Here is a 23,683-nt window from a genome sequence, read left to right on the forward strand (position 1 = left end):
TGAACGCCGACGCGCGGCTACCGTCATGCGCCCCGCCAACTCGCACCACATCCCTCACTGTTCCAGCTCGTGCCCCAGCAATGCGTTTCCGCATAAGAGGACTTGAGGACCATGACCGAACGGATACCGGAGGCCGCGTCCTGGTGCCTGGCGGCCGGACTGCTCGCCGTCACCGTGCTGCTGCTGCGCCAGCGCGGGATCAGCTCGCGGCAGCGCCGCCGGACCGACGATCTCACGGAGGACCTGCGCGCCCGCGACGAGGAGCTGCGCCACCTGGCCGAGGTCCGCCTGCCCACCCTGGAGGACACCCCGCACCAGTACGTCAGCCCGGGTGCCCCGCCCACCGCTCTGCTCGACGCGCGCCTGGCCGGCACGGACTTCGCGAAGCACCTCGACGGCGTCCTCGAACGCTTCTCGGAGGCGGTGGGACACGCACAGGCGCGGGCCGACCGGTCCGCGAAGTCCGCGCTCAAGGCGTCGATGCGCTCGATCCAGGCCCTCGCCAACGAGCAGCAGGTGTCCATCGCCGAGATGCAGGACCGGCACGATCACCCCGACGTCCTGCGCGACCTGCTCGAGATCGACCACACCAACGCCCAGTTCGGCCGCCGCGCACAGGCCATCGCCGTCCTGTGCGGCTCCTGGCCCGGACGGCAGCGTGGTACCTCCGAGCTGATCGAGGTGGTGCGGGGCGCGACCTCCCGCGTCCGTGACTACCGGCGCGTCCGCGTCAACGGACAGGTCGACGTCGCCGTCGAGAGCCGCGCCGTCGAACCGGTCGTCCTCGCCGTCGCCGAACTGCTGGACAACGCGGCACGCCACTCACAGCCCGACGCCACCGTCGAGGTCACCGTCCAGTCGGCGCACAACGGTGCCTGCGTGGTCGTCGACGACGCCGGTGTCGGCATGGACGGCGGGGCGGTCGAGCGCGCGGCCGGACTGCTGACCGGCCGCGACCTGGTGGACGTGACCCGGCTCGACGACCCTCCGCAGTTCGGCTTCGCCGTCATCGGTGTACTCGCCGCACGGTACGGATTCAGCGTCTCGGTGGACACCCGGTCCCCGTACGGCGGGGTGCGCGCGGTGGTCTTCCTGCCCACGACGCTGCTCACGCATCCGGCCCCGGCCGTGACGGTGCCCCCGTGGGCAGGGCCCTCACCGACGGCCGGAAGGCCGACGGGCGCGCCGCCGGTGCTTCCCACCCGGCGGGCGGCCGAGCCCGTCGAGACGACGACGGCCGGTGGCCTGCCGAAACGGCGGCGCCGGGTCCCGGGGCCGCCGGGCCTCGCGGGACAGTCCGCCACCGTGCCCACTGTGCCCCTCGTGCCCGCCGAGGACGTCAGCGCACGGTCGGCCGAGGAGAACGCCCGGCGCATGGGGGCGTTCGCCCGCGGTACCCGCTTCGGCCGCGCGGAGCAGGACACCACCGGCACTCCGGCCGTCCCGCAATCGCCGCACGCCCCCGAGACCCCGTACGGAACACCCCACTCGATCGAAGGGAGCACACTGGGATGACCGCGCCCATGACCAACGAGCTGGGGTGGATGCTCGACGAGGTCCTGAAGGTGCCGGAGGCCCGGCACGCGATCCTGCTGTCCACCGACGGCATGCTCCGCGCCCACTCCGCGGACATCGGCCGGGACGACGCCGAGCGGCTGGCCGCCGGCCTGTCCGGCGTGCAGTCGATCAGCCGCAGCACCGCCGAGTTCTGCGGCAGCCCGGACGCGCCCTGGCGGCAGACCCTGATCGAGTTCGCGCACGGATACGTCTTCCTCGTCGCCGCGGGCGAGGGCACCCACCTCGCGGTGTCCACGACCGAGGACGTCGACATGGAGGCGGTCAGCTACCGCATGCACAAGATGGTCGACCGGCTCGGCAAGGAGCTGACCAGCCCCGCCCGCAAGGACACCGGCAGCCCGGCATGACACCGCCCGGACGTCGTCCCGGGGAACGGCTGGTGCGGTCGTACGTCGTCACCGGCGGCCGCTCGCAGCCCTCACGCAACACCCTCGACCTCGTCACGCTGCTGATCGCCGCCGCCGGCCCGCCGCTCACCGGGCTGAGCCCCGAGGCACGGCGGCTGATGGAGCTGTGCCGGCCCGGGGCCCTGTCGCTGGCCGAGGTGGCGGGCCATCTGGAGCTGCCCGTCAGCGTCACCAAAGTGCTGGTCGCCGACCTGATGGACAGCGGTCACCTCGTCACCCGCGCGCCGATCCCCTCCGCCGGGCCGCCGTCCGACATCCGCATCCTCAAGGAGGTGCTCGATGGACTGCGCTCCCGCCTCTGAGACCGCGTATCTGCCCGAGGGCGTGCGGACCGCCGTGAAGCTGCTGGTCGTGGGCCACTTCGCGGTCGGGAAGACCACGTTCGTCGGCGCGCTCTCCGAGATACGACCGCTGCGCACCGAGGAGGTCATGACCCAAGCCGGTTTCCTCGTCGACGACTTGACGGGATCCCGGGACAAGACCACCACCACGGTCGCTCTCGACTTCGGCCGCGTCACCCTCAACGACACCCTGGTCCTCTACCTGTTCGGCGCCCCGGGGCAGCGGCGCTTCACCGGACTCTGGCGGGACCTGACGCGCGGAGCGCTGGGCGCGCTCGTTCTCGCCGACACCCGCCACCTGGACCGTTCCTTCGAAGTCATGGGCCTGCTGGAGGAGTTGGGGCTCCCTTACGCCGTGGCCCTGAACGACTTCGACAGCAGGCCCGCGTACAGCCTCGACGAGGTGCGCGAGGCCCTCGACCTGTTGCCCTCCACCCCGCTGCTGCGCTGCGACGCCCGCGACCGGGTCTCCGCCACCGAGACCCTGATCGCCCTCGTCACTCATCTGCTGGCCCGCACCGGCGAACTGGAGAACGTGTGAACGCCGTACCTCCCCCCGGCTGCCCGGCCCGTCAGTCCCTGTACGGGCCGGAGTTCGCGGCCGATCCGACGGCGGTCTACCGGCTGCTGCGGGAGTCGGGACCGACCGCGCCCGTCGAGCTCGCCCCCGGCGTCCGGGCCACCCTTGTCACCGGGTACGACGCCGCGCTGCACGTCCTGCGCAGCCCGGAGACCTTCTCCAAGGACCCGCGGCACTGGAAGGACCTCGCCGACGGCACCGTCCCGGCGGCCAGCCCGGTCCTCCCGATGATGACGTACCGGCCCAGCGCCCTGTTCACCGACGGCGAGGAGCATGCCCGGCTGCGGGGCGTCATCACCGACACGCTCGCCCGCGTCGAGTCCGGCACGCTGCGCGGCTATGCCGAACGCAGCGCCGACACCCTCATCGACCGGTTCGCGCCGCTCGGCACGGCGGATCTGCTCGGCGAGTACGCACAGGTCCTGCCCCTGCTCGTCTTCAACCACCTCTTCGGCTGCCCCACCGGGCACGGCGTCCGGCTCGTCGAGGGCATGTCCGGGATGTTCGACGGGGTGGACGCCGAGAAGGCGTACGAGCTGCTCATCGCCACTCTGGTCGACCTGGTCGCGCTGAAGCGGCGCCGACCGGCGCCTGATCTGACGTCCTGGCTGATGGAACACCCGGCCGCGCTCACCGACGAGGAGCTGATCCACACCCTCGCCGTGCTGATGGGGTCGGGCACCGAACCGCAGCAGAACCTGATCGCGAACGGCCTGCGCCTGCTGCTGTCCGACGACCGCTTCGCGGGCGACCTGTCCGGCGGGACCCTGCCGGTGGAGGACGCCCTCGACGAGGTGCTCTGGACCGACCCGCCGATCGCGAACTACGCCGTGCACTATCCGCGGTACGACGTCGTGTACGAGGGCACGCCCCTGCGCGCGGGCGATCCGCTGGTGGTGAGCCTCGCCGCTGCGAACACCGACCCCACACTGACGAACCGTCAGCGCACGGGCAACCGGGCGCACTTGGCGTGGAGCGCCGGTCCGCACACGTGTCCCGCGCAGGGGCCGGCACGACTGATCGCGTCCGTCGCGGTGGAGAAACTCCTGGACCGGATCCCCGACATCGAGCTGACGGTTCCCGTGGAGGAGCTCCGGTGGCGTCCGGGCCCGTTCCACCGCGCGCTCGCCGCCCTGCCGGTGAGCTTCCCACCCGCCCCGGCCGTCGGACGCTCCGGGAATGGACGCTCCGGGGACGGACGGCCCGAGTACGGACGCAGGGACAGCCCGGAGGGATCGTCGACCGAACCCTTCCCGCCGCCCGCGTTCGAGCCCTGGACCCCGGAGGCCGGCCGCCCGCGGAGCGCCTGGGCGCGGACGGTGACCTGGTGGCGCGGGGAATGACCCGGTCCCGGTGAGGCCGGACATCAGGCACAGGGCCCCAGGAACCCGACCCCAGGAACGAACCCGGAACCCAGGTACGCGACCGGGGAAAGCGTCCTACGAAAGACGGACCGGCAGTGAGCGGTGGCCGTTGGAGATGAAGGAGCCGACCGGCCTCAGCTCCTCCTCCGGGACGGCGAGCCGGAGGTCCGGGAAGCGGCCGAACAGGGCCGGAAGGGCGATCCGGGCCTCCAGGCGGCCCAGCGGCGCTCCCAGGCAGCGGTGCACACCGTGGCCGAAGGCGAGGTGCTCCTTGTCGGCGCGGGTGACGTCGAACTGATCGGCGTCCTTGCCGTGGCGCTCGGGATCACGTCCAGCGGCGGCGTAGGCCGCGAGGATCGCGTCGCCCTCGGCGATCACGGTCCCCTCGGGGCCGCCGAGTTCGGACAGGACGATGTCCTCGACGGCGTACCGCAGCGGCAGACTCGCGACCGGCGCGTCCGCCCGCAGGGTCTCCTCGACCACGTCGTCCCAGTCGGCGCGGCCCTCCCGGACGTGCGCGAGCTGCTCGGGACGGGTGAGCAGGGCGTGCACGGCGTTGTCGATGAGGTTGACCGTCGTCTCGTGACCGGCGCTGACCATGAGGATCAGGGTGTCCAGGAGTTCCTGTTCGCTGAGCGCACCGCCGTGCTGATCGTCGCGGGCCGCGATGAGCCCGGAGGTCAGGTCGTCGCCGGGTGACTCCCGTTTGGCGGCGACGAGTTCGCCCAGGACGATGAACAGCCGGCCGTAGGCGGACGTCATCTCGCCCGGGTCGGCGGAGGTGTCGAAGATGCGGTCCACCAGCTCGCGCAGCTCGGGCCCCCGCTCCTCGGGCAGTCCGAACAGTTCACTGATCACCTGGATCGGCAGCGGATAGCAGAACTCCTCGCGCAGGTCGACGACCTGGGAGCCGTGTCCGGCCTGCGCCACGCGGTCCAGAAGCTGCCGGGTGATCTCCTCGACGCGCGGCTGGAGCGCGGCCGTCCGGCGGGCCGTGAACGCCTTGGAGACCAGCGTGCGCAGGCGCCGGTGGTCACCGCCGTACGCGGTGAACATGTTCTGCACGGCCACCCAGGTGAACAGCGGCCACTCGGGCGTGATCGTGCCGTTCGCGAGCAGGGGCCAGTGCCGCCGCGCGTCCTTGGACACCCGGGGATCGGTGAGCAGCCGCTTCAGGAGTTCGGGACCGCTCACCGCCCAGGCTTCGACGCCCCCGGGAAGCTCCACCCGGGCCAGCGGCCCGCTCTCGCGGATCCGGGCGGCCTCCTCGTGGATGTCGCGTCCGGTCACGTCGATCACCAAAGGACGTGGACTTCCCATCAGGAACCTCCTGGCAGCCGAACTCCGATGCGCATACGGCACGTCACGCTACGCGACGGAGCGGGGCCGTCCGTATACGCCGGTGCCGGGTGCGTACGGTGTCAACTTCCCTGCGCGTACAGGCAATTACGTCTTCCCTGTGCGCGCGGGCAAGCCAGTGAGGGGCCGGATCCCGCCGGGCCGCCCGCCTCAGGCGTGCTCGCGGCGCAGCAGCCGTTTGCGCGGCTTCTGATCGGGGAGCCAGCCGAAGGCGAGGCAGCTTCCGACGGCCCCGAGAAGCAGGCCGATGAAGAAGCCGCCGAGGTTGGAGGTGACCCAGGTGCCGAGCGACAGCAGGATGCCCAGCAGGGAGTAGAACAGGCGCTGGGCCGGGTTGAAGAGGATCAGCAGGCCGCACAGCAGCATCACGGTGGGCAGCAGGTAGCCCGCGAGGCCCTGCATCCCGATGTGCAGGACGACCTTCAGCGACGCCTTCTCGGTGAGCAGGATCTCCGCCCCCGCCAGGGTGAGCAGCAGCCCGCCCCAGAAGGGGCGGTCCGCGCGCCACCGCCGGAAGGAGCCCCTCAGGTCCCGGGAGTCGTCCGTCCGTGTTCCGGTGCTCATCAGCAGCCTTGGTCGCTGAAGCGGAGCTTGAGGCCCGGGAGCTTGAACACCGCCGCCGTCGTCGCGTAGTTGGTCTGGCGCAGGTTCGCGATGCGCACGGTGTCGGCCTGCTGGCTGAACACGCCCTTGGGGCCCTGGACCCCGGCTTTGTCGAGCGTGCTGGCGTCGTTGCCGATCTCGATGTTGTTGAAGGAGGCGTTGCCGGACAGTTCCGTGGAGTCGGTGGTCAGGTTCGTCGCCTGGACCTTGTCCGCCCCGCTGCCGGCCGTGATGAGCAGGTTCGTGCCCCCCAGGTCGACGCTCTGGCACAGGTGGTCCAGGGTCGCGTTCTTGATCGCCGAGGTGACGATGAGGACCTGGCCGCCCGTGTCGCCGGCGTTCGGGCTGTCCTCGGCCATGTTGTCGAGGCCGCCGAACTGCTCGAAGCCGGTACCGTTCAGCTCGGTCGCGGTGACCGTGAACGGCATGCCGGAGATGGCGAACTGGACACCGAGGGCCCCCTCCGCCGTCGCGATCATCAGCCCCGCGGCGACCGCGGTGGCGGGTATCGCCATCACGGCGGCGCGGCGCAGCCGGACCCGCCCGCGTCGGTCCTGTCCGGCGGATGAACCGCTTTCCGGGGTCTCGGGCGTGGAACCGTTGGACGCCGTGGCGTCCGAGGACGAAGCCATGTCTGCTCCCTGGGCACGTTCGATGCTGGTATCGATGCGGGTTGGGCTCAGTGGCGCGTTGTCCTGGCGCGGACAGCGGCTGCCGCGTACGCCTCCTCGCGCCTCCCGGCGGTTGCAAGGGCTTTCTCGTTACGCGGCAGTAGCCTTCGAGGAAGTTACCGGGGGTTACACGCACGGTCAAGGCACGTGTGGGAAACCCGTGCCCGTTGTGCCTCACCTGTGAACACGCGTCGGCGGGAGAGCTGCGCTGACCTCCAACTTCCTTTCAGTGCCTTGACGTTGACCCTTCATCAGGTCTACAACTCTCAACTGTTTCCCGGATCCGTGGCGCCGGATCCGTCCGCCGACGCGCCCGTCACCTCCCGGACCCCGCTCTGCGGGGCGGTCATGGCGTGTTCCGGAGCGGCCCTGACGCGTACGCCGAAAAAGGCGCGCCCCCTCGGCCGATCCCCGAACCCGTGGCACCGGCGCGGTCACCTTCCCCCGAGGGCCGTACCGGTCGCCCGGCTGTCGCCGTCGGCCCGTGACGCACGGAGAAGGCGTCACGGACCGGCGGCGGTCCATCACCGCGCCACTCCCGCAAGCGGCCCCGGCATTCCGGCCCGTCGTCGCGCGCGGCCCGTTCGACCCCGCACACCCGCGCCACCTTCTCGACCCGCACCCCCGCGCCCCGGCGCGGTCAGGCACCCACACCCCCATCGGAGAAGAGGCACCCCCCCATGCGTACTCGATCCCTGCTCGCCCTCGCCGGCGCCGTCGCGGCTCTCTCGGCGTCCGCCGTCGTCCCCGCCTCCGCGGACGACATCGCGGTGCTCACCACCGGCAGCGCCGGAGGAACCCCCGTCGCCGTCGGCGACGTCCTCACCGCCTCGCTGGCGAGCGGCACCAACGCCACGCTCTACTCCAGCAGCACCGGAACGAGCGGCGTCTCCTGTTCCGCGTCGACCTTCACCGCGACCGCCGCCGACAACCCGGCGTCCCCCGGCACGGCCACCGAAACCCTCACCGGCCACACCTTCGACGCCAGTTCGTGCAGCAGCAACGTCGTCGGCGTCCTCGGCGTCACCAGCATCACGGTCGACAACCTGCCCTACAGCACCGCGGTGGGCTCCGACGGAAGCGTCACGGTCACCCCGGCCGCCGGCTCCACCATCCAGACCACGGTCAAGCTGCGCTCCCTGCTGGGCACGCTGACCTGCGTCTACCGGGCGGCGAGCCTCACCGGAACGACGGACAACTCCGACAACAGCCTCAGCTTCACCGGCCAGCAGTTCACCAAGTTCTCCGGCTCGTCGCTGTGCTTCGCGAACGGCTTCTTCACCGCGAAGTACGCCCCCGTGACCGACACCAGCCAGGCGGGCGGCCCGGCGGTGTTCGTCAACTGACCCCCGCGGGATCCCGGTTCACTGTCGGCGTCGCAGCACGACCGCGACGCCGGCAGTGAGCAGCAGGGCCGCTCCGGCTCCTCCGGCGACCAGGGGGAGCCCGGGGCCGCCGCCCGTGGTGCTCTCGGCGGCGGGCGCCAGACGATCGGTGCCCGCCTGCGCGGCCGCCGAACCGGCCTCAGGGGAAGGCGAGTCGGCGGACGGCGACGGGGCCGTGGGGCTGGGTGCCGTGGAGGCCGACCGGGTCGCCTTGGGGGATTCCTTGGCGCTCTTGCCGGCGGAACCACTCCCGGCGGTCCCCGGGGTCCCGGCGGTCCGGTCCGGCTTCGACGTCCCGCTCCCGCCGGAGAACACCACGTCCGAGCACGAGTAATAGGTGTCCGTCGTGCTGGAGTTCTGCCAGATCGTGAACAGCATCTGGCGGCCGGTACGGTCGGACGGCAGCGTCGCGTTGATCCGGTAGGCGCCGCCGACCAGAGCGGGATCGGTGACCGTGGCGAACGGCTTCTCCGGCAGGTCGGACCACTTCAGCGACCGCGTCGGGCTGTAGCCCTGCTTGGTCAGATAGAGCTTGAACGTCCCCGTGTGCGTGATCGTCGAGCTGTACTTCATGGTCATGGCCGCGCCGGGCGTCAGGCGCGTGGCCGGGAAGTCGGAGCGGGCCAGGTCGAGGCCCTTGTAGGCGGGCAGACCGCCGCTGCACAGCTTTCCGTCCGGGATCACCGAGCGGTCCCGGCCGCCCACCCCGCCCACCCGCAGGTTGTCCCACGCCGTGAAGGGCGAGCCGTTCGCGGCGATCGCCGCCCGGCAGGCCGCCGTGCCCTGGCTGCCGCCCTCGGGCGAGCACGCGTACACCCGGCTGACCGGGGACGTCGGCGCGCCGTGCGCCGACGCGGTCCCCGCCGCCCACGTCGTGAGCAGCAGCGGAGCCGCCAGGGCGACAGCGGCCGCGGTGGCGGTGCGGTAGGCGGTCATCCGGAACGTCTCCTCGGTGCGTGGGCGAAGCGGCGCGCCACCGCGCGCGGCCGGGACGTACTCCTCGCACGGGGCACGGGGGGATACGGATCCGGCGCGCGGAGTGTTCAGCCGGATCCGCAATCCGCGCGAATCGGGACCACCTCGCCGCACCGGGGACGGACGAGGGCCGAACACCCCCTGGATCGAGGGTTTTCCCGCTATCCCTCCTCTCCGCGTCCTGCCTATCGTTCAGCGCGACCGCCGGGGGCGCCGCACCCCGGATCAAGGAAACGACCGCGCGGCACCCACAACGGCCGACAGTTCGAAGTCGACCGCTGGGCTCTACGGGGGGAGGGGCCGCTCGGCGCGCACAGCGTCGGACGGCCCCTTCTGTTCTGCCGGTACGGTGAGCCGCATGCGCGATCCCGACGCCCCCGCCCCCTCTGCCGCCGAACCCGACGACGCCCCGGTGGTCGTGAGCTCGGTGCGGGGCTCGTTCCCCTGGAGCGTGCTGGCGCAGCGGCATCCGGCGCTCATCCGGAAGGTGCGGGACGCCTTCCCGTACGGTCCCGAACAGCGCCACGCGCTCGACGCCCTGCTCAGGAACTGCGCCGAGGGGGTCGTCGAACCGCTCATGGAGCCGGCGGCGGACCGCGGCCGGTGGGATGCCTGGGGCGGCCGGGAGTACTACGGCCGGTCCTGGTTCGACCTGCCGTTCCTGTGGTCCGAGAGCTACTTCTACCGCAAGCTCCTCGAAGCGGTCGGCTACTTCGCGCCCGGCCCCTGGCAGGGCATCGACCCCTTCCGCCCCTTCAAGCTCGCCGAGCTCGACACCCCGGAGGCCGACGAGGAACTCGCCGCGCTGGACGACCTCGCGCGGCGGCCGGCCGGGGAACAGGAGGAGGCACTGCTGCACGGCTCGCTGTGGGGCAACCGCGCCGACCTCGGGTTCAGCCTGGCCGGCACCGGGGGCGGGACGGCGGCCGAGTCCCCGCTCGTGGCGAACGACGCGGACGTGCTGCGGTCCCTGTTCGACGGCGGCACCCTCTGTCTCGTCGCGGACAACGCGGGCCGGGAACTCGTCCCCGACCTCCTCCTCGTCGACCACCTGCTCCGGCACGGCCGGATCGGGCGGGCCGCCCTGCACGTGAAGCCGTACCCGTACTACGTTTCCGACGCCACGACGGCGGACGTGCTGGACGCTCTGCGCCGGCTCACCGCCGCGAAGGGAGCGGCCGGCGAGGCCGGGAACCGTCTCTGGGCGGCCCTGTCCGAGGGCCGGCTCACCCTCCGGACCCATCCCTTCGCCTGCGGCCCGATGCCGTACACCGATCTGCCCGACGACCTCCGGCGGGAGTTCGCCGCGGCCGACGTGACCCTTCTGAAGGGCGACCTGAACTACCGTCGGCTCATCGGTGACCGGCTCTACCCCGCCACCACCCCGTTCACCGCCGCCACCGCCCGTTTCCCCGGTGCGGTGGCCGCGCTGCGCACCCTCAAGTCCGATGTCGTCGTCGGGCTCACCCCCGCCGTCGAGGCGGCCCTCGACGCCGCCGAGGACGACCGCTGGCGCACCGGCGGAACCCACGCGCTGATCCAGGCGAGACGCGGATGACCACGCGCCCGGCTCCCGGAGCCCGTCGGGTCACCTGAAGGCGGCAGGGACGGAAACGGCGAGGCGGCGGGGTGGGCCCGACCTGATGGAGAGGCCGTCGTGTGCGGCTTTCGGCGCGGTTCACGCGATGGTGTGATCATGTCCTGGCCTGCGGATGTGCGCACGGGGCCCTGGGTAGGGCCCGGCCATGACGCAGCCGTTCGAACTCCCCCACTTCTACATGCCGTACACCGCCCGGCTGAACCCGCACCTGGACGAGGCGCGGGCGCACTCGGTCGAGTGGGCCCGCGACATGGGCATGCTCGAAGGCTCGGGCATCTGGGAGCAGTCCGACCTCGACGCCCACGACTACGGCCTGTTGTGCGCCTACACCCACCCCGACTGCGACGGACCGGCCCTCTCCCTCATCACCGACTGGTACGTGTGGGTGTTCTTCTTCGACGACCACTTCCTGGAGACCTTCAAGCGCACCCAGGACCGCGCCGGCGGCAAGGCCTACCTGGACCGGCTGCCCCTCTTCATGCCGCTCGACCTGTCGACCCCCGTCCCCGAGCCGGAGAACCCCGTCGAAGCGGGGCTCGCCGACCTGTGGGCGCGCACGGTGCCCTCGATGTCCACGGCATGGCGCCGGCGGTTCGCCGTGTCCACCGAGCATCTGCTCAACGAGTCGATGTGGGAGCTGTCCAACATCGACGAGGGACGGATCGCCAACCCCGTCGAGTACATCGAGATGCGCCGCAAGGTGGGCGGAGCCCCCTGGTCGGCGGGGCTCGTCGAGTACGCGACCTCCGAAGTGCCCGCGTCCGTCGCGGAGTCGAGGCCGCTGCGCGTCCTCATGGAGACGTTCTCCGACGGAGTCCACCTGCGCAACGACCTCTTCTCCTACCAGCGGGAGGTCGAGGACGAGGGCGAGCTCAGCAACGGCGTCCTCGTCCTGGAGACGTTCTTCGGCTGCACGACACAGCAGGCCGCCGAGACCGTCAACGACGTGCTCACCTCACGGCTCCACCAGTTCGAGCACACCGCGCTCACCGAGGTGCCCGCACTGGTCGCGGAGAAGGGGCTCACCGCGGCGGAGACCGGCGCCGTCGCCGCGTACACGCAGGGACTCCAGGACTGGCAGTCCGGCGGACACGAATGGCACATGCGCTCCAGCCGCTACATGAACAAGGGCGCCGTCGAGGAGGTACGGCCCTTCGGCATGGGCGGGTTCGGGACCTCCGCTGCGGACGTCGGGGCGCTGCTCTCCGCGGCCGGGGCGGAGCGGCTGCGCGCGTACACCCACGTTCCGTTCCAGAAGGTCGGACCCTCCGTGCTGCCCGACTTCCACATGCCGTTCGAGGTCACCCTCAGCCCGCACCTCGCGGGTGCCCGGGACCGCCTCGTCACCTGGATGCACACCACGGGCATGCTCCAGGAGGGCGTCTGGGACGAGGACAAACTCATCGCCTACGACCTGCCTCTCTGCGCGGCGGGCATCCACCCCGACGCGACACCCGAGGCCCTCGACCTCAGCTCGCAGTGGCTGGCCTGGGGCACCTACGGCGACGACTACTACCCGCTGCTCTTCGGCAACCGCCGTGACCTGGCCGCCGCCAGGCTGACCACGACGCGCCTGTCCGCCTGCATGCCCGTCGAGGGTGAGGAAGTGCCCGTCCCGGTCAACGGCATGGAACGGGGACTGATCGACCTGTGGCGGCGCACCACCGCGGACATGACCCCGGACGCCCGGAGCACCCTGCGCGCGGCGGTGGACGTGATGACGGAGAGCTGGCTGTGGGAGCTGTCCAACCAGATGCAGAACCGCGTCCCGGACCCGGTCGACTATCTGGAGATGCGCCGGGCGACGTTCGGTTCCGAGCTCACCATGAGCCTGTGCCGCCTCGGACACGGCCGGACGGTCCCGCCGGAGGTCTACCGCAGCGGCCCCGTCCGTTCGCTGGAGAACGCGGCCATGGACTACGCGATGCTCCTGAACGACGTCTTCTCGTACCAGAAGGAGATCGAGTACGAGGGGGAGATCCACAACGGCATCCTCGTCGTGCAGAACTTCTTCGGCTGCGACTACCCGGCCGCGCTCGGCGTCGTCCATGACCTGATGACCCGGCGCATGGAACAGTTCCAGCACGTCGCCGCCCACGAACTGCCCCTCCTGTACGACGACTTCGAGCTCTCGGAAGAGGCGCGTGGGATCATGCGGGGCTATGTGGCGGAGCTGGAGAACTGGCTGGCCGGAATCCTGAAGTGGCACCAGGACTGCCGCCGTTACGGTGCGGCGGACCTGGCCCGGCGCGCCCACGGCTTCGTGCCGGACCAGGTTCCCGCGCCGCCGATGGCCCTTCGGGCCCAGCCCGTCCCGCTCTGACGGATCCGTGGGCGCGGGAGTCAGCGCCGGACGCTGCGGCGGGCCGCCTCGGAGAGCTCCGACAGGAGGACCGCCGCGGCCTCGGTGACCTCGCGGACCTCCTCCGCGAGGCCCGGGTCCGCGGCGGCCGCACGGGCGACCTCGTGGTACTCGTCGACGATGGACACGCCGAGGTCCGTGACGCGCCGGTGCTTCGGCGAGCCGCCGGGGACGGGCGCGGTCCCGCCGGACTCCGGCCTTGCCGTGAGTGTCTCCCGCAGCCGTGCCAGGGCCCGGGCGGCCTCACGGGGCCGGGCCCGCCTCCCGCTCCAGCCGGGGGAGCGTCAGGAGCGCGGAGACCCTGCCCCGGCCGCTTCCTGGGCCGGAGACGGAGACGGGGGCGGCAGTCTCACTCGTTCGGGGATCGTCGCGGGCCGGAGCGCGGGGTAGAGCATCAGCCGAAGGCGGTCCGTAGAACATCTGCCGGAGGCGACCCATGGAACAGACCGCGCTGCGTCCCAAGCCGATGCCCGGCGGGGATCCGGGCGGCGGCACCCGTCCGTCCGGCAGTACCCGTCCGTCCGGCGGAGCCCGGCGCCCGCACGCGGCGCGGCGTCGTGGAAGGCGTCTGATCACCGTGGTGGCCGGGGTGTCCGCCGGAGTGGTCCTCGTCCTGTCCGGTGTGGGGCTCGGCGCGGTGGGCGCGACCGTGATCGGCGTGAGCAGGCTGGCGGACCTTCAGCGGCAGACCGGCGCGGCCGGGCAGCCACGGCAGCCCGCCGCCGCCTCCGAAGCGCCGAGGCCGGGCGGTTCCGGGGTGCCGCGGGCCGGTGGGGTCATGGCGGAGTCCGGCGGCGGCCCGGTCCGGCCGGGGGAGTCCGAGCGGGGGCCCGTACGGGGGACCCTCGGGGTCGAGGCGGCCGACGCCCCCGGTGGCGCGGGTGCGTTCATCGTGGGGGTGCACCTCCCCGGTCCCGGCTACAGCGCGGGCCTGGTGCGCGGCGACACCCTGCTCGCCCTCGACGGGACCGCGATCACCTCGGCCGCCGACCTCGCGCGCGCGGTGGCGGACGCGGCGCCGGGCGTCGAGGTCACCCTGCGCGTGCGCCACGCGAACGGCAGCCGCGGACAGCTGTCCGTCGTCCCGGGCACCGCGACCTGAGACGTGGAGTCGCTCCCCGTCCGGGAGACGTGGAGCCGCCCCCGCCCGGGAGGCCCGGAGCCGCCTCGTGGGCGCGACACCCTGTCCCGGTGAGGACGGGAGAAACATGCTGGTCAACGGCTCCGCTGCCCGCCATGATGGCCGCATGCTGAGCACCCTCGTCGCCTTCCTCGGCGCCTGCACCCTCATCGCGGCCTCGCCCGGACCGAGCACCGTGCTGATCATCAAACGGTCCCTGGGCAGCAGGCGGTCCGGTTTCCTGACCGTGCTCGGCAACGAGACGGGCGTCTTCCTGTGGGGCGCCGTCGCCGCGTTCGGCCTCACCGCCCTGCTCGCCGCCTCCGAGATGGCGTACGGCGTCATGCGGATCGTCGGCGCCGTGGTGCTCGTCGGCTTCGGCGTACAGACGCTGTGGCAGGCACGCCGCTCCAAGGGCGCCGCCGACGGCGGCTGGGAGAGTGCGGAGAGGAGCGACTGGGCGTCCTACCGGGGCGGGCTGCTGCTCAACCTCGCCAACCCGAAGGCGGCCGTCTTCGCGATGTCCTTCCTGCCGCAGTTCGTGCCCGAGGGCGCCCCGCACCTGCCCGCCATGCTCGGCCTCGCCGCGCTCTGGGCGGTCTACGAGGTGGGGTACTACGGCGTCTACGTGTGGTTCGTCGGCCGGATGAAGACCGTACTGTCCCGGACGGGCGTGCGCCGGCGCCTGGAGCAGGTCTCCGGAGGCGTCCTGCTGCTCCTGGGAGCCCGCCTCGCACTGGAGGGCTGACCGGCGCGGGCACGACCGGCTCGCGTACGCCCCACCGGAGGGGCAGGATGCTGCCGTAGCCCCCTGGGGAACTCCGCACACACGGAGGCATGGATGACCGCCGCCACACCCGCGCCCTTCACCGCCGACGACTACGAGGCTCGTATGCGGCGCGCCGCCGAGGCCGCGGCCGACGCCGGGCTCGACGGCGTCCTGGTCGCGCCGGGGCCCGACCTGGTGTGGCTGACCGGATACCGCCCGGTGGAGACGGAGCGGCTCACCCTGCTGGTGCTGCGGGCGGGACACGACCCGGCCCTCGTCGTGCCCACCCTGGAGGCGCCCGACGCGGCCAAGTCGGCAGGCGCCCCCGCGCTGACCCCGCACGCCTGGACCGACGGCCAGAACCCCTACGCGGCCGCCGCGCCCCTCCTGGACGGCGCGGGCCGCTTCGGCATCAGCGACAACGGCTGGGCCCTGCACCTGCTCGGCCTCCAGAAGCGGCTCCCCGGCACTCGCTACGCGGCCCTGACCGAGGTCCTGCCGATGCTCAGGGCCGTCAAGGACGCGGCCGAGCTGGAGCGGCTCGCAGCCGCCGGAGCCGCCGCGGACGAGGCGTTCGAGGAGATCCGCAAGGTGCGCTTCGCGGACCGCAGGGAGTCGGAGGTGTCCAAGGACCTCGCCGATCTGCTGCGCCGGTTCGGACACTCCCAGGTGGACTTCACCATCGTGGCCTCGGGCCCCAACGGCGCCAACCCGCACCACGAGGCCGACGAGCGGGTGATCGAGGCCGGCGACATGGTGGTCCTGGACTTCGGCGGACTCAAGGACGGCTACGGCTCCGACACCTCCCGCACGGTCCACGTCGGCGAACCGGACGACGAGGAGCGCAAGGTCCACGACATCGTGCGCGAGGCGCAGGAGGCCGGCTTCCGCGCCGTGCGTCCCGGGGCCGCCTGCCAGGACATCGACCGCGCCGCGCGCGCCGTCATCGAGGCCGCCGGGTACGGCGAGTACTTCATCCACCGCACCGGGCACGGCATCGGCGTCACCACCCACGAACCGCCGTACATGGTCGAGGGCGAGGAACAGCCCCTGGTCCCCGGCATGTGCTTCTCCGTGGAGCCGGGGATCTATCTGCCCGGCCGTTTCGGGGTCCGTATCGAGGACATCGTCACGGTGACCGAGGACGGCGGACGCCGGCTCAACAACACGTCCCGCGAGATGGTGATCGTCGACTGACATGCGCCCGCACACCGTGCGGCGACCCCTTCGCCCCCGCCCCCGGACGACAAGGGCGCGACCATGAACCCGACACCGACACCGGCCCCCGTACCGACCCCCGAGACCGTCCGCCGGCTGGTCCGCACCCTGCTCTCCGACGACGCCGCGCCCGGTCCGGGACCGGACGTACGGCCCGTCCGCGAGCAGGGCGGGCACACCTGGTGGGTGGGCCGACGCCATGTGCTGCGGCTCGCCCTCGACCGCGAGGCCTCCCTGCGGCAACGCCGTGAACTGAGGCTGCGCGATCTGATCCGCCCGTTCGTCGGGGGCACCGTTCCCATGAGTGTGGCGCAGGGCGAGTGGTCGAGCGGACTGACCTACACCCTGGACACGAAGCTGCCCGGTGTCCCGGGCGAGGAACAGGCCGTCTCGGCACTCGGCGAGGCCGACCTGGCCGACCTGCTGACCGGGCTGCGCGAGGTCCCCGTACCGCAGGCCGAGACGCTGGGGGTGCCGCGGACCCCGCAGCGCTCCCTGGAGGCCCTGCGGGCCGCCGCCGTACGAGCCACCGAACGGATTCCCGCGGAGGAGTTCGACCCCGCCCGCTTCGACCAGCTCGCCGCGCCCGCCGCCGTGCAGCTCGGCGCGCAGACCGGCGCCCCGGTCCTCGTGCACCACGGACTCCTCGGCGAACACCTCGTGGTCAGTCCCGACGGCCGGGTACGGGGCGTCCTCGACTGGACCGGCGCGGTGACCGGGGATCCGGCCGAGGACATCGCGGGGCTGGCCCTCGCGGTCGGCGCCCCCGCGGCCGTACGCGCCGCCACCCTCGCCGGTTACGGCGCCCGCCCCTGTCTGCGCGGCCTGTGGCTCGCCCGCTGCGACACCGTCATCCGGCTCGCCGACCGCCTCCGCGGCGACGACGCCGGACAACTTGCGCTCGCGGAAGCCCGGTTGGCGCGCGCCTGGGAGCCGATCCTGCTGGAGCGGGTCACGGACCTGCGGGACCCGCCGGACGAGACGTCGTAGGGCGCCCGCGGGACGAGACGCCGTAGAGACGCCCGCCCCGGACGCCGTAGGGCGCCCGCGCGAAACGGCGCAGGGCGCCCGTCCGAAACGGCCTCACGCCTGGGTCAGCACCACGCACGACTCGCCCGGCACGATCAGCACCCCGTCCGTGCCCGGTGCCTCGACAGGATCCCAGGCCGCGAGGACGCGCGCTCGGCGGATACCGAGGGGAATCGACGCCGGGTCCTTGCCGAGGTTCACGGCGATCCGGACGTCCCCGCGCCGGACGGCGACCCAGCGGGCCACCGGATCGTGGGCGACCCTGACCGCCGCGAGGTCGGGGTCCGACAGGTCGGCCTGGCTCCGGCGCAGGGCGATCAGGTCGCGGTACCAGGCCAGCATGCGCGCGTGCGGGGCCTTTTCGGGCTGCGACCAGTCGAGACACGAGCGGTCCCGGGTCGCCGGGTCCTGCGGGTCCGGCACGTCCTCCTCGGCCCAGCCGTGCGCCGCGAACTCCCTCCGCCTGCCCCGCCGCACGGCCTCGGCGAGCTCGGGGTCGGTGTGGTCGGTGAAGAACTGCCAGGGGGTCGTGGCGCCCCACTCCTCGCCCATGAAGAGCATCGGCGTGAACGCCGCGGTGAGCGTCAGTGCGGCGGCGCAGGCCAGCAGCCCGGGGGAGAGGGCCGTCGACAGCCGGTCCCCCTGGGCGCGGTTGCCGATCTGGTCGTGGGTCTGGGTGTAGCCGAGCAGCCGCTGCGCCGAGACCCGTGCACGGTCGAGGGGACGGCCGTGACGGCGCCCGCGGAAGCTGGAATAGGTGCCGTTGTGGAAGAAGCCCGACGTCAGCGTCTTGCACAGCGCGGTGAGCGGGGGGTGCGCGAAGTCCGCGTAGTAGCCCTGCGCCTCGCCGGTCAGCGTGGTGTGCAGCGCGTGATGGAAGTCGTCGTTCCACTGGGCGTGCAGCCCGAGGCCGCCCTCCTCGCGGGAGGTGATGAGCCGCGGGTCGTTGAGATCCGATTCGGCGATCAGGAAGAGCGGCCGGCCCAGGTCGCCGGCGAGCGTGTCCACGGCCGCCGACAGCTCCTCCAGGAAGTGCACCGCCCGGGTGTCCCGCAGTGCGTGCACCGCGTCGAGACGCAGCCCGTCGAGCCGGTAGTCGCGCAGCCAGGCCAGCGCACTGCCCACGAGATACGCGCGCACCTCGTCCGAGCCGGGCGCGTCGAGGTTCACCGCGGAGCCCCAGGGCGTCTGGTGGGTGTCCGTGAAGTAGGGCCCGAAGGCGGGCAGGTAGTTGCCGGACGGGCCGAGATGGTTGTGCACGACGTCCAGGACGACTCCCAGGCCGAGTTCGTGCGCCCGGTCGACGAAGCGCTTCAGCGCCTCGGGACCGCCGTACGGCTCGTGCACCGCCCACAGGGAAACACCCTCGTACCCCCAGCCGTGCCGGCCGGGGAACGGGCACAGCGGCATCAACTCGACGTGTGTGACGCCCAGTTCCGCGAGGTGTCCGAGCCGGTCCGCCGCCGCGTCCAGGGTGCCCTCGGGGGTGTACGTCCCCACGTGCAGTTCGTAGAGGACCGCGCCGGGCAGCGGGCGCCCGGGCCAGTCGGCGCGCCACGCGTACCCCGCCTGGTCGACCACGGCGCTCAGTCCGTCGGGACCGTCCGGCTGACGGCGCGAGCGGGGATCGGGCAGGACCGGCCCGTCGTCCACCGCGAACCCGTACCGGGTCCCCTCCGCCGCCTCCGCCTCACCCGTCCACCATCCGGCACGCCCGGGATCACGGTCCAACGCGCGCGTGACACCGGCGCAATGGAGCGTCATCCGCTCGGCCCGTGGTGCCCACACCTCGAATCGCATGGACGCTTCCCCCTTGTCGGCTCGCAGTGACTCAGCCCGTCCATGGTGCTCCACGGGAGATCAATTCGCTTTCGGATCCACCCTTTTGCCGCGTGTTCGTCGCCCTTTGGTCGCGCGAACGGCCGCACGCGGTGCCACCAGCCGGTTCCGGGTCTTCTGGACACCCTGTCGTTACTGGCCGACAATCACGAGCGTGACGTCGTCCTTCGAGTTCCACACGTACCCCGCGCGGCTGTCCGACGCGGAGCGCGACCGGGCGCTCAAGTCCCTCCGTGACGGTGTCGCGCTCGGCCGTCTTTCGCACGACACGTTCATCCGCCGTATGGAGCTGGTGCTGTCCGCCCGCCGCTCCGAGGAACTCGCCGTGCTCACCGCCGACCTGCCCGGCGACGGGCCCGCCGCGCGGCGCTGGTCGAAGCGGGTGTTCGGCACCGTGGAGGCCGTGTCCGGCTTCACGGTCCGGCTGCGCCGGGCCTGGCAGGCCGAGCGGCTGCCCAAGCTCCAGCTGCCCGACCCGAGGGGCGCCTACCCGCTGCGCATCGGCCGCGACCCGGCCAGCGGACTGCGTCTCAACCACGAGACGGTGTCCCGCGTGCACGCCGAACTGCGCCGCCAGGACGGTGTCTGGGTGCTGCGCGACCTCGGCTCGACCAACGGCACGACCGTCAACGGGCGGCGCGTCATCGGCGCGTCCGTCGTGAAGGCCGGCGACCAGATCGGCTTCGGCCGCATGCTGTTCCGCCTCGCCTCGGCCTGAACCGCGGCGCCGCACGGGAGTGCCGAGGAGCCCTGGCGCACCCGGAGAACGGACCCGGGCCCCGGTTCACCCGCCGGCCCCGCAACATCCTTTCGCTCCCGTGGTGTTGACGTATCCCCGGGACTCGTGACTGACTGTGTGTACTTCGTGCACATCAGGTGAACGACGGCACCGTACGAGTGGAGGTGTGCTCTGCCGCCACTCCGCCGCTACCCGACCGTGGACGAAATCGGCGTCCGCGCCGCCGCCCTCGTCGCCCGGCGCCCCGACGACGCCCGGCTGCGCCGCGTGGGCACCTCCCGGGCGGGCACACCGATGCTGCTCCTGTCCGTCGGACACGGCAGCCGCCAGGTTCTCGTCGTCGCCGGACCGCACGCCAACGAACCCGTCGGCGGCGCGACCGTCCTGCGGCTGGCCGAACGGGCCCTCGCCGACCCCCGCCTCACCAAGGGCGCGGACGCCACCTGGAACCTGCTGCTCTGCCTCGACCCCGACGGCTCCCGCCGCAACGAGGCCTGGCTCCAGGGCCCTTACACACTCGGCCACTACTTCCGGCACTTCTTCCGGCCCGGCTTCCTCGAACAGCCGGAATGGCTGCCCGAGGGCCCGGACGCCGCCGCCCTGCCCGAGACCCGCGTCCTGCTCGGCCTCCAGGACGAGCTGCGTCCGTTCCTCCAGTGCTCCCTGCACGGCGTCGACGTCGGCGGCGCCTTCGTCGAGCTGACCCGCGATCTGCCCGGCCTCTCCCAGCGGGTCGCGCACAGCGCGGCCCGCCTCGGCATCCCGCGCGAACTCGGCCCCTACGACACCCTGTACTGGCCCGCGCTCGGCCCCGCCGTCTACCGCGTCCCGCCGCCGCGCCGGGGAGACCTGGCCGCCGCCATCACGGAGGCCGCGGTCGACTCCACCTGGTTCCACCCCCAGCCGCACGGCACGGTCACCGCGATCGTCGAGGCACCCATGTGGGGCGTCGGCGCCGTCGAGGACCGGGCCCGCCCCGCCGATCCCGACGCGGTGCTGCGCTCCGTCAGCCACACCCTGCGGCACGACACGGCGGTCCTGGAGGACATCCTGGCCCGGGTGCGGCCCGGCCTCGGCAGCTCGCCGGAGGCGACCCGTCTGCTCGCGCCGGTCGACGACTATTTACTGGTCGGACCCGGACTCGCCGACTCCTGGGACCCCGACGTGCGCGACACCGGCGGGCGCGCGCTGCCCTCGCTCGACACCGCCCGGCTCACCGCCCTGCGCCTGGCCGGGCGCAGGGTCGCGCTGCGCACGGCCGGGCTGCTGCACCAGCTCGTCACCGCCTCCGGGCAGGACCCGCGCGGCGCGCTGCCCGAGCTCGACCGGCTGATCGACGCGTGGTGCGCCGAGTACCGCGACGGCTGCGGAGCGCGCTGGATCCCGGTCGCGCGCCAGGTCGAGTACCAGGCCCGGGTCGTGCTGGCCGCGTTCGAACTCGCCGGACGTCACACCGGCACGCGTTCCCGTTCGGGTGACTCCGGCTGGACCGCGCAGGCCACGGTGCCGATGCACCGGGAATGACGACAACCCTTCGAGCGATCCGCGCCGGCCTGCTCGTCCCGCTCGCGCTCCTCCTGGCGGGCGCGGCCCCCGCCGCCCACGCGGCACCCGGGCAGGGCCTGCCCGGCAACTGGCTCCGCCTCGCCGTCACCCGCGGCGACGCCCGCGCCGGCGACGCCCGCGGCATCCTGCTGCTCTGCGATCCGCCCCAGGGCCACGCCCACGCCGCGACGGCATGCCGGCAACTCGCCGCCGCCGGGGGCGACATCGGCCGCATCCCGAGTCGCGCCGGTGCCATGTGCCCGATGCTCTACGCGCCCGTGACGGCGTCGGCTCATGGCGTGTGGGACGGCCGCCGGGTCGACTACACGCACGCGTTCTCCAACTCCTGTGCGATGGGGGCCGAGACGGGCGCGGTGTTCGACCTGCCGGGCTGAGTCAGGCGGCGCCGTCGCGTGCGTGGCGGGCGGCCGCCATCACCGTACGGGCCTGGTGCTCGACCTGGTTCTCCAGCGGCACCCAGCGGGCCCGGAAGCGTTCGGCGAAGGCGTCGCTCCAGCCGGCGACCAGCTGTTCGAGGTGGGGCGCCTCGCGGTCGTCGGCCTCCTGGAGGACGCGCAGCAGCATCGACGCGGCCCGCAGCGGGATCCGCCGGCCGAACGCGTCCACGCTGCCCACGTACGCCATCGTCGTGTCCACGGGGGGTGGCAGCGACCAGTCCGCCGCCAGTCCCGGCACCAGTTCCAGCGCCCACTTCGCGGCCCGCAGCAGCGGCCCGTCGGGACCCCGCAGCCGGGGCAGGGCCCGCCCGAGCACCTCCTCCACCTGACCCGCGTCCGTCACCAGCCGCTGGGCCAGGCGTCGCATGGCCGCCGCGGGCGCGGGGTGCGGCGCCGGATCGTCCACCAGGTCGCTGGCCCACATCGGCACCTCCACGACGGCCGTCAGACCGCCGTACCGGTGGGCGTGGTACCAGGTGCTGTGCCGGGCGTCGTCCGGCATGCTCGGGTACGCCGTGTCCGAGCCCGGCGCCGGCATCACATGCACCCCGGGCCCCGAGGCGGGCCAGCCCGCGGCGTCCGAGGCGGCCGTCTCGACCGGGATGCGCAGCTCCGCCGCCGACTTGGCGAACGGCTCCGCGAGGCCCGGGATGTCCTTGGTCAACTGCACCCAGCTGCCGCCCAGATCGGTCCCGTGCAGCGTCACCTGGAGATAGGGCCGCACTTCGTCGATGACCCGGGTCAGCGCCCGCGTCTCCGGCGGCAGCCGGTCGGGCGGCAGGACGGAGGGCGACCACTCCGGCTGCTCGGGTCCGGCCGGGCGGAAGAAGCCCAGGTGGTAGTCGAGGAGCGTCCGGGGCGCGGGTGTCACATGAAGGCTCGCCCCGTCGGGGTCCGCGCACAGCAGAAAGTGCCAGGAGGTGTCCCTGCGCAACTCCCGCCGGTACAGCACACGTTCGGCCAGGGACAGCAGCGTCGAACCGCCGGTCGGTTCGTTGGCGTGGGCCCCCGCCACGACGAGCACCGCGTGCCGGGCATGACCGACGGACAGCAGGTGGAGGGGTCTGCCCGCGCGGGAGGCGCCCACTTGTCTGAGGACGCACAGGTCGGGCCGGCGGGCCGCCAGCGCCCAGGCGGACGACACGATTTCGGTCACACTGGGGTAGCGCAACTCCGGCAGATGACTCACCCCCGACTTGTCCGCCCTGCGTCGCTTTTGGCAGTACTCCACGGTCTCGGGGAACTGTCAAGGACGCGTCGGCGCGGCCGCGAGGGAGCCCAGGTGGCATTTTCCGTCGGCAACGGGCGGTGGAAGGTGCGCGGCCCGTCCCGGCCGGCGCGGACGGCGTCCCGCAGGCCTGCGGCGTACCGGTCGGGATCCCCGGAACGGGTGCTCGGGAGGAGATGGCCGGCGTACGCGCGCGCCACGGGCGGGCGAGCCGGGACGACGTACACGATTCACTCGTCCGGGTGACGGGAACTGCGGTCCGGGGCGGGCGGTGGTCGACTCGGACCAATCGCGCGCGGTCGGTCCGGCGCGCAGACCCGAGGTGGTGGCCCGCGGTGCTGTGTCCACACGGCCTTCCCGGCGAAGGCGCCCCGCCGGCGACTCCCACGATCCCACCGGCCCCGATCCCGTCACCTCCACCGCCCGGCGCGGAACCGTTCCCGCCGTTCGGCGCCGAGCCCTTCCCGTCGTCGGACGCCGGGACCTTCCCGCCGGTCGAGGCCCCGGCGCCGG

22 protein-coding genes are annotated in these 23,683 nt (G+C 72.8%); 15 read left to right on the forward strand and 7 right to left on the reverse strand.

What is annotated here, in order from left to right; translation table 11 throughout:
• Window positions 1-111: 111 nt before the first annotated feature.
• Genes OG410_RS31290 through OG410_RS31310 form a run of 5 tightly spaced genes read left to right on the forward strand, consistent with a single transcriptional unit; the run spans window position 112 to window position 4,249 of the window.
• Window positions 112-1,515, forward strand: coding sequence for an ATP-binding protein (locus OG410_RS31290; RefSeq protein WP_329302151.1), 1,404 nt, complete (start codon window positions 112-114; stop codon window positions 1,513-1,515).
• A complete protein-coding gene (locus OG410_RS31295) occupies window positions 1,512-1,925 on the forward strand; it encodes a roadblock/LC7 domain-containing protein (protein WP_329302152.1) in 414 nt (137 codons plus the stop codon). The genes OG410_RS31290 and OG410_RS31295 overlap by 4 nt, the downstream gene beginning before the upstream one ends.
• The gene (locus tag OG410_RS31300; protein WP_329302153.1) at window positions 1,922-2,287 is read left to right on the forward strand and encodes a DUF742 domain-containing protein; all 366 of its coding nucleotides are present in this window, start codon (window positions 1,922-1,924) and stop codon (window positions 2,285-2,287) included. The genes OG410_RS31295 and OG410_RS31300 overlap by 4 nt, the downstream gene beginning before the upstream one ends.
• Entirely contained in the window at window positions 2,265-2,867 is a 603-nt protein-coding gene (locus OG410_RS31305) for a GTP-binding protein (RefSeq protein ID WP_329302154.1), read from the forward strand. The genes OG410_RS31300 and OG410_RS31305 overlap by 23 nt, the downstream gene beginning before the upstream one ends.
• Entirely contained in the window at window positions 2,864-4,249 is a 1,386-nt protein-coding gene (locus OG410_RS31310; protein WP_329302155.1) for a cytochrome P450, read from the forward strand. The genes OG410_RS31305 and OG410_RS31310 overlap by 4 nt, the downstream gene beginning before the upstream one ends.
• A gap of 96 nt (window positions 4,250-4,345) precedes the next feature.
• Here OG410_RS31310 and OG410_RS31315 read toward each other — a convergent pair whose 3' ends face one another.
• The 3 genes from OG410_RS31315 to OG410_RS31325 form a co-directional block, all read right to left on the reverse strand.
• The gene (locus OG410_RS31315; protein WP_329302156.1) at window positions 4,346-5,590 is read right to left on the reverse strand and encodes a cytochrome P450 family protein; all 1,245 of its coding nucleotides are present in this window, start codon (window positions 5,588-5,590) and stop codon (window positions 4,346-4,348) included.
• 189 nt (window positions 5,591-5,779) lie between these two features.
• Complete coding sequence (locus OG410_RS31320) at window positions 5,780-6,193, reverse strand: DUF6114 domain-containing protein (RefSeq protein ID WP_329302157.1); 414 nt, start codon at window positions 6,191-6,193, stop codon at window positions 5,780-5,782.
• Window positions 6,193-6,864 (reverse strand): DUF6230 family protein, encoded by a 672-nt coding sequence (locus OG410_RS31325; protein WP_329302158.1) that lies wholly within the window; start codon window positions 6,862-6,864, stop codon window positions 6,193-6,195. The genes OG410_RS31320 and OG410_RS31325 overlap by 1 nt, the downstream gene beginning before the upstream one ends.
• 719 nt (window positions 6,865-7,583) lie before the next feature.
• Here OG410_RS31325 and OG410_RS31330 point away from each other — a divergent pair.
• Window positions 7,584-8,249, forward strand: coding sequence for a Tat pathway signal sequence domain protein (locus OG410_RS31330; RefSeq protein WP_329302159.1), 666 nt, complete (start codon window positions 7,584-7,586; stop codon window positions 8,247-8,249).
• Between the two features lie 18 nt (window positions 8,250-8,267).
• Here the strand turns inward: OG410_RS31330 and OG410_RS31335 are convergent, their stop codons facing one another.
• Window positions 8,268-9,224, reverse strand: coding sequence for a lytic polysaccharide monooxygenase auxiliary activity family 9 protein (locus OG410_RS31335; protein WP_329302160.1), 957 nt, complete (start codon window positions 9,222-9,224; stop codon window positions 8,268-8,270).
• A gap of 397 nt (window positions 9,225-9,621) precedes the next feature.
• Between OG410_RS31335 and OG410_RS31340 the strand changes: the two genes are divergently transcribed.
• Together OG410_RS31340 and cyc2 are read left to right on the forward strand one after the other, a co-directional pair.
• Window positions 9,622-10,821: a damage-control phosphatase ARMT1 family protein gene (locus OG410_RS31340; RefSeq protein ID WP_329302161.1), complete on the forward strand. Its 1,200-nt coding sequence runs from the start codon at window positions 9,622-9,624 to the stop codon at window positions 10,819-10,821.
• A gap of 187 nt (window positions 10,822-11,008) precedes the next feature.
• Window positions 11,009-13,186: a germacradienol/geosmin synthase Cyc2 gene (cyc2, locus tag OG410_RS31345; RefSeq protein WP_329302162.1), complete on the forward strand. Its 2,178-nt coding sequence runs from the start codon at window positions 11,009-11,011 to the stop codon at window positions 13,184-13,186.
• 20 nt (window positions 13,187-13,206) lie between these two features.
• Here cyc2 and OG410_RS31350 read toward each other — a convergent pair whose 3' ends face one another.
• A complete protein-coding gene (locus OG410_RS31350; RefSeq protein ID WP_329302163.1) occupies window positions 13,207-13,353 on the reverse strand; it encodes a hypothetical protein in 147 nt (48 codons plus the stop codon).
• Window positions 13,354-13,661: 308 nt separating this feature from the next.
• Here OG410_RS31350 and OG410_RS31355 point away from each other — a divergent pair, with 308 nt between their 5' ends.
• The 4 genes from OG410_RS31355 (at window position 13,662) to OG410_RS31370 (ending at window position 17,322) form a co-directional block, all read left to right on the forward strand.
• Window positions 13,662-14,327, forward strand: coding sequence for a PDZ domain-containing protein (locus tag OG410_RS31355; RefSeq protein WP_329302164.1), 666 nt, complete (start codon window positions 13,662-13,664; stop codon window positions 14,325-14,327).
• A 145-nt stretch (window positions 14,328-14,472) separates the two neighbouring features.
• The gene (locus OG410_RS31360) at window positions 14,473-15,093 is read left to right on the forward strand and encodes a LysE family translocator (RefSeq protein WP_329302165.1); all 621 of its coding nucleotides are present in this window, start codon (window positions 14,473-14,475) and stop codon (window positions 15,091-15,093) included.
• 93 nt (window positions 15,094-15,186) lie between these two features.
• Window positions 15,187-16,311, forward strand: coding sequence for an aminopeptidase P family protein (locus OG410_RS31365; protein ID WP_329302166.1), 1,125 nt, complete (start codon window positions 15,187-15,189; stop codon window positions 16,309-16,311).
• Between the two features lie 63 nt (window positions 16,312-16,374).
• Window positions 16,375-17,322 carry an aminoglycoside phosphotransferase family protein gene (locus OG410_RS31370; RefSeq protein WP_329302167.1) on the forward strand — a complete coding sequence of 316 codons (948 nt, stop codon included), beginning with the start codon at window positions 16,375-16,377 and terminating at the stop codon, window positions 17,320-17,322.
• A 93-nt stretch (window positions 17,323-17,415) separates the two neighbouring features.
• On the opposite strand, the gene treZ is transcribed toward OG410_RS31370, so the two are convergent.
• A complete protein-coding gene (gene treZ / locus OG410_RS31375) occupies window positions 17,416-19,161 on the reverse strand; it encodes a malto-oligosyltrehalose trehalohydrolase (RefSeq protein ID WP_329302168.1) in 1,746 nt (581 codons plus the stop codon).
• 193 nt (window positions 19,162-19,354) lie between these two features.
• Between treZ and OG410_RS31380 the strand changes: the two genes are divergently transcribed.
• The 3 genes from OG410_RS31380 (at window position 19,355) to OG410_RS31390 (ending at window position 21,879) form a co-directional block, all read left to right on the forward strand.
• Window positions 19,355-19,918 (forward strand): DUF1707 and FHA domain-containing protein, encoded by a 564-nt coding sequence (locus tag OG410_RS31380; protein WP_329302169.1) that lies wholly within the window; start codon window positions 19,355-19,357, stop codon window positions 19,916-19,918.
• 219 nt (window positions 19,919-20,137) lie between these two features.
• Window positions 20,138-21,463 (forward strand): M14 family zinc carboxypeptidase, encoded by a 1,326-nt coding sequence (locus OG410_RS31385; protein WP_329302170.1) that lies wholly within the window; start codon window positions 20,138-20,140, stop codon window positions 21,461-21,463.
• On the forward strand, window positions 21,460-21,879 hold the full coding sequence (locus OG410_RS31390; protein WP_329302171.1) for an SSI family serine proteinase inhibitor: 420 nt from the start codon (window positions 21,460-21,462) through the stop codon (window positions 21,877-21,879). The genes OG410_RS31385 and OG410_RS31390 overlap by 4 nt, the downstream gene beginning before the upstream one ends.
• Before the next feature lies 1 nt (window position 21,880).
• Here the strand turns inward: OG410_RS31390 and OG410_RS31395 are convergent, their stop codons facing one another.
• A complete protein-coding gene (locus OG410_RS31395) occupies window positions 21,881-23,131 on the reverse strand; it encodes a M14 family zinc carboxypeptidase (RefSeq protein WP_329302172.1) in 1,251 nt (416 codons plus the stop codon).
• Window positions 23,132-23,683: the final 552 nt, after the last annotated feature.

The sequence above is a fragment of the Streptomyces sp. NBC_00659 genome, assembly GCF_036226925.1.
Classification (GTDB): Bacteria; Actinomycetota; Actinomycetes; order Streptomycetales; family Streptomycetaceae; genus Streptomyces.